The organism is Neisseria sp. P0022.S010, from assembly GCF_051956635.1.
This window is the reverse complement of the sequence record NZ_JBQCXF010000172.1, coordinates 1-5,777: the sequence shown is the minus strand read 5'-3', so window position 1 is coordinate 5,777 and position 5,777 is coordinate 1. Positions and strand designations below refer to the sequence as shown.

The following is a 5,777-nucleotide window of genomic DNA, read 5'->3' as shown; positions in this document are numbered from 1 at the left end:
AGTCGGTACCATGATTACCTCGGTCATGAACGACCACCAGCGCAAGCTCTATCAACAGGATTTTGAAGTCGATTTCTCATTTGAGCTGCCTAATGTTGCCCGTTTCCGTGTCAACGCCTTTATGACCGAACGCGGCCCGGCCGCCGTATTCCGTACCATTCCGGGCACCGTCCTGACGCTGGAAGAATTACGTGCGCCGCGCATTTTCCAAAAAATTGCCGAAAATCCGCGCGGTTTAGTCTTGGTAACCGGCCCGACCGGTTCGGGTAAATCCACCACGCTGGCGGCGATGGTCAACTACATCAACGAAACCCAACCGGCCCACATTCTGACCATCGAAGACCCGATTGAGTTCGTCCACCAAAGCAAAAAGGCGCTCATCAACCAGCGCGAGCTGCATCAGCACACCAACAGCTTTACCAACGCCCTGCGTTCCGCCCTGCGCGAAGACCCAGACGTGATTTTGATCGGTGAGATGCGCGACCCTGAAACCATCTCCCTCGCCCTGACCGCCGCCGAAACCGGTCACTTGGTTTTCGGCACGCTGCACACGACCGGCGCCGCCAAAACCATCGACCGTATTGTCGACGTATTCCCTGCAGGCGAAAAAGAAATCGTGCGCTCCATGTTGTCCGAATCCTTGCGCGCCATCATTTCCCAAACCCTGCTGAAAACCCGCGACGGCAACGGCCGTGTCGCCGCACACGAGATCCTGATTTCTACACCGGCCGTGCGCAACCTCATCCGCGAGAACAAAATCGCCCAAATCAACGCCGCCCTCCAAACCGGTCAGGCCCACGGTATGCAAACCCTCGATCAAGCCCTGCAAACCCTTGTCCGCCAAGGCACCATCAGCCCCGAGCTGGCACGCAGCAAGGCGCAAAACATCGAAAACCTCTCTATTTTCTAAACCATACTCAGGCCGTCTGAACCCCATCATCCCGTTTTCAGACGGCCTTTCAGCCTGACCGAATACCCGTTTTAAAGAGAATCATCATGAGCGACCTCGCCCCTCTGCACGACCTGTTAAGCGAAATGGTGCAAGCCTACTCACAAAAAAACCAAGTACCGCACATCCCCACCCCGGCCGAAATCGGCACGCATCTTCATCCCCTGCTCGACCGCATGTGTGAAGAGGCCGAAAAACGCAACGCATCCGACATCTTCATCAGCGCAGACTTTCCCCCTGCCATCAAAGTCGGCGGCACCCTCACGCCCATGCCCCATAAAGCGCTAACCGGCGCGGACACCGCCGCCATCGCCGAATCCACCATGAACCCCGACCAGCTCGAAGCCTTCAACCGCGACTGGGAAATCAACTATTCCGTCCAATCGCGCAGCAACACGCGCTACCGCGTCAACGCCTACCACGAGCAAGGCCGCGTCGGCATGGTATTGCGCCGCGTCAGCCAAGACATTCCCGAAATGAAGACCCTCGGTTTACCCGAAAAGCTCCAAGAGCTTGCACTCGCACCGCGCGGCCTGCTGATCCTCGCCGGCCCGAACGGTTCGGGTAAATCCACCACCATGGCCTCCATGCTCAACTACCGCAACCAAAAGCTGCCCGGCCATATCGTTACCATCGAAGACCCCATCGAGTTTATCTACAAACCTTGTCGCAGCATCTTCACCCAGCGTGAAATCGGCATCGATACCGACAACTGGAAAATCGCCGTTCAAAGTGCCATGCGTCAAGCGCCCGATGTCGTCTGTATCGGCGAAGTCCGCAGCGAAGAAAGCATGGAATACGCCCTCCAACTGGCTCAAACCGGCCATCTGTGCGTTTTCACCATCCATGCCAGCACAGCCTCCCAAACCATCGAGCGCATCATCAACTTCTATCCGGAAGACCGCCGCCAACAGGTTTTGATGGATTTGGCGTTAAACCTCGTCGGCATCATCGGCCAACGCCTCACCATCAAGAAAAACCGCCAACGCACGGCCGTTACCGACCTCCTGCTCAACACTCCGGCCATGCAGGACTTGATTTTCAAAGGCGAATTGCTGGAAATCCGCGATCTGATGGCACGCTCCGGCAGCAACGGCATGCAGACATTCGACCAAAACCTCTTCAACCTCTACGCACAAGGCCAAATCGAACTCAGCGAAGCCCTGCGCCAAGCGGTATCCGCCAACGATTTACGCCTGCGCATTCAAATGCACGACGAGGGCAACAATACCGAACGCCTCTACGACCGCATCAGCGACCTCAACCTGATGACCTAATAGCGCAAGCCAAAAAAGGCCGTCTGAACGGGTGTGGAAACGAAATCAAGTATTTCCCCGTATCCGTTCAGACGGCCTTATCTCATTTAAAGCATTCTGAAACCGACTGAAAATCCTGTTAAAATCCAATCATTCACCTCATAACGAATAATAAACAACAACATCATGAAAACTCCGCCACTCAAACCTCTGATCATTGCCTCCCTGCCCGTCTTCGCCAGCGTGTTCATCGCCGCCACCCTCGTTTGGCACTTCGACACGCCCAAACTGGTTATGCCATTCGTGCTCGGCATTATTGCCGGCGGTTTGGTCGATTTGGACAACCGCCTCACAGGCCGTCTGAAAAACATCGTCATCACCGTTGCCCTGTTTACCCTCTCCTCATTGCTTGCCCAAAGCACCATCGGCACAGGCGTTCCCTTCATCTTGGCCATGACCCTGATGACTTTCGGCTTCACCATCCTCGGCACCGTCGGCCTCAAATACCGCACCTTCGCTTTCGGTGCACTCGCCGTTGCCACCTACACCACGCTGACCTACACACCCGAGACCTACTGGCTGACCAACCCCGTCATGATTCTGTTGGGTACCGTCCTATACAGCGTCAACACCCTGATCTTCCAAATCATCCTGCCCCACCGCCCCGTCCAAGAAACCGTTGCCAACGCCTACGACGCACTCAGCAACTACTTCGATGCCAAAGCCGACTTTTTCGACCCCGACGAAGCCGCATGGTTGGGCAACCGTCAAATCGACTTGGCCATGAGCAATACCGGCGTGATTACCGCCTTCAACCAATGCCGCGGCGCACTTTTCTACCGATTGCGCGGCCAACACCGCCATCCGCGTACCGCCAAAATGCTGCGCTACTACCTCTGCGCGCAAGACATGCACGAACGCATTAGCTCCGCCCACGTCGATTACAGCGAAATGGCCGAGCAGCTCAAAAATACCGACCTTATCTTCCGCATCCGCCGCCTGCTCGAAATGCAAGGCCAGGCGTGCCGCAACGTTGCCTCCTCCCTGCGCAACAACAAACCCTACGCATACAGCAAACGCCTCGGCCGCGCCATGGAAGGCTGCCGCCAATCCCTCAGCCATTTTGCCGAGACCCATGCCGACAATGCCAACCTTCACAATATCCGCCGCCTGCTCGACAACCTCAGCAGTGTCGATTACCAACTGCGGCAACTGCAAAACGATGCGTCCCTTGCCGAAAACGACAACGCCGATACCCGCATCGCCGCCCTTGAAAACACCAAGTTCCGCAATATCGGCGAGACCGTCCTCAGCCAGCTCAATTTCGACTCCGGCGTCTTCCGCCATGCCACCCGCCTCTCCATCGTCGTGGCCGCGGCCTGCATCATTGTCGAAATCCTCCATCTCAACCTCGGCTACTGGATTCTGCTGACCGCCCTTTTCGTCTGCCAACCCAACTACACCGCCACCAAAAGCCGCGTATACCAACGTATTGCAGGCACGATTCTCGGCGTGATTGTCGGTTCGCTCGTCCCCTACTTCACCCCGTCTATTGAAACCAAGCTCTGGATTGTCATCGCCAGCACCACCCTGTTCTTCATGACCCGAAGCTACAAATACAGCTTCTCCACCTTCTTCATCACCATCCAAGCCCTGACCAGCCTCTCACTTGCCGGTTTGGACGTGTACCACGCCATGCCCATCCGCATCATCGACACCATCGTCGGTTCCGTTATCGCATGGGCCGCCGCCACCTACCTCTGGCCCGATTGGCGTTACCTCACCCTCAGCCACACCGCCGCCCAAACCATCACTGCCAACGGCCGCTATCTCGACGCCATCCTTGACCAGTTGCAAAACGGCAGCCGCGACGATTTTGACTACCGCCTTACCCGCCGCCAAGCCCACGAAAGCACCGCCGCCCTCAGCAGCACCCTGTCGGACATGAGCAGTAACCCGAAAAAATACCAAGACCGCCTGCAAGACGGTTTTACCCTGCTCAAAACCAGCTATGCGCTGACCGGCCACATTTCCGCGCTCGGCGCATACCGCGACCAAGTCCGAATCGACGGCAACGACGGCTTTGCGCCCTATGCCAAGCTGACCCACCACATCGCCGAGTTACTGACCCAAATGCCCCAAACCGACCCCGAGGCTTTTGAAACGGCCATGACCCAAATCCGTCAGGAATTTGCCGAGCTTGAACAAAACACACAAGCGCAGCAAGACCACATCCTCAAACACCAGCTCGACCTGATTATCCGCCAGCTTACCCCGTGCTATCAGGCATTGCACCGACAAGCCGACGTGGAGGCCATCTGAAAAGAGCCGGATGCTTTCCAGCCTGTTTAGCAACAAGTCTGCCAATCATCGGCGTTAAATACAGCTAAACACTTCCTCGAATAAAAACCAAAACAAAAGGCCGTCTGAAACCTGATTTCCAGATTTCAGACGGCCTTTATTTTTAACAATCGATTTTAAAACCGATTATGCGCCGCGTTTTTCCAAAGCAGCAACGGCAGGCAACTCTTTGCCTTCCAAGAACTCAAGGAACGCACCGCCGCCGGTAGAAATGTAGCTGATTTGATCGGTTACGCCGAATTTGGCAATTGCCGCCAAAGTGTCGCCGCCGCCGGCAATCGAGAACGCATCACTTTGGGCAATCGCTTCAGCCAATACTTTGGTACCGCCGGCAAATTGGTCAAACTCAAACACGCCGACCGGGCCGTTCCATACGACCGTACCAGCGGCTTTGAGCAACTTGGCAAGTGCGGCGGCAGATTTCGGGCCGATGTCCAAAATCATATCGTCTTCGGCAACGTCGGCAATGTCTTTGACAACCGCTTCGGCATCGGCGGCAAAGGCTTTAGCGACAACCACGTCGGTCGGCAGCGGAACAGAGCCGCCTTTGGCCGCCATTTTCGCCATGATTTTTTTGGATTCTTCCACCAAATCGTGTTCGGCCAAAGATTTGCCGATGGCTTTGCCTTCTGCCAACAGGAAGGTATTGGCAATGCCGCCACCGACGATGAGTTGGTCGACTTTGTCGGCCAAAGATTCGAGGATGGTCAGTTTGGTAGACACTTTGCTGCCGGCAACGATGGCAACCATCGGATGAGCCGGTTGTTTCAGGGCTTTGCCCAAAGCGTCGAGTTCGCCCGCCATCAACACGCCGGCGCAGGCAACCGGTGCGGCTTGGGCAACGGCTTCAGTCGAAGCTTGGGCGCGGTGGGCGGTACCGAATGCGTCGTTGACAAACACGTCGCACAAAGAAGCGTAGGCTTTGCCCAGCTCCAAGTCGTTTTTCTTCTCGCCTTTGTTGATGCGCACGTTTTGCAGCATCACGACATCACCGGCGTTCAAAGTCGGTTTGTTTTCACGCCAGTCATTCAATACTTTCACGTCTTTGCCCAACAGTTTGCCCAAATGCGCGGCAACAGGCGCCACATCGTCTTCAGGATGGAATTCGCCTTCGGTCGGACGGCCGAGGTGGGTCATCACGATCACAGACGCGCCGTTGTCCAAGCAGTATTTGATGGATGCGAGCGAAGCGCGGATACGGGTGTCGTCGC

Annotated in this window: 4 protein-coding genes; 3 read left to right on the top strand and 1 reads right to left on the bottom strand. The window is 56.0% G+C overall.

Going from position 1 to position 5,777, the window contains the following annotated elements:
- The 3 genes from ACTHUT_RS12880 to yccS all read left to right on the top strand — a co-directional run.
- Positions 1-910 (top strand): type IV pilus twitching motility protein PilT (locus ACTHUT_RS12880; protein WP_440418864.1); only part of this gene is annotated, 910 nt, incomplete at its 5' end.
- Positions 911-996: 86 nt separating this feature from the next.
- The gene (locus ACTHUT_RS12875) at positions 997-2,226 is read left to right on the top strand and encodes a PilT/PilU family type 4a pilus ATPase (protein WP_250599248.1); all 1,230 of its coding nucleotides are present in this window, start codon (positions 997-999) and stop codon (positions 2,224-2,226) included.
- 165 nt (positions 2,227-2,391) lie between these two features.
- Positions 2,392-4,527 (top strand): YccS family putative transporter, encoded by a 2,136-nt coding sequence (yccS, locus tag ACTHUT_RS12870; protein WP_250599249.1) that lies wholly within the window; start codon positions 2,392-2,394, stop codon positions 4,525-4,527.
- Positions 4,528-4,692: 165 nt separating this feature from the next.
- Here the strand turns inward: yccS and ACTHUT_RS12865 are convergent.
- On the bottom strand, positions 4,693-5,777 hold a 1,085-nt coding region (locus ACTHUT_RS12865; protein WP_440418863.1), incomplete at its 5' end, for a phosphoglycerate kinase.

What these genes read in the sequence shown, in the direction of transcription:
- ACTHUT_RS12875 (WP_250599248.1), top strand. Translation starts at nt 997, where the DNA reads ATGAGCGACCTCGCCCCTCTGCACGACCTGTTAAGCGAAATGGTGCAA.
- yccS (WP_250599249.1), top strand. Translation starts at nt 2,392, where the DNA reads ATGAAAACTCCGCCACTCAAACCTCTGATCATTGCCTCCCTGCCCGTC.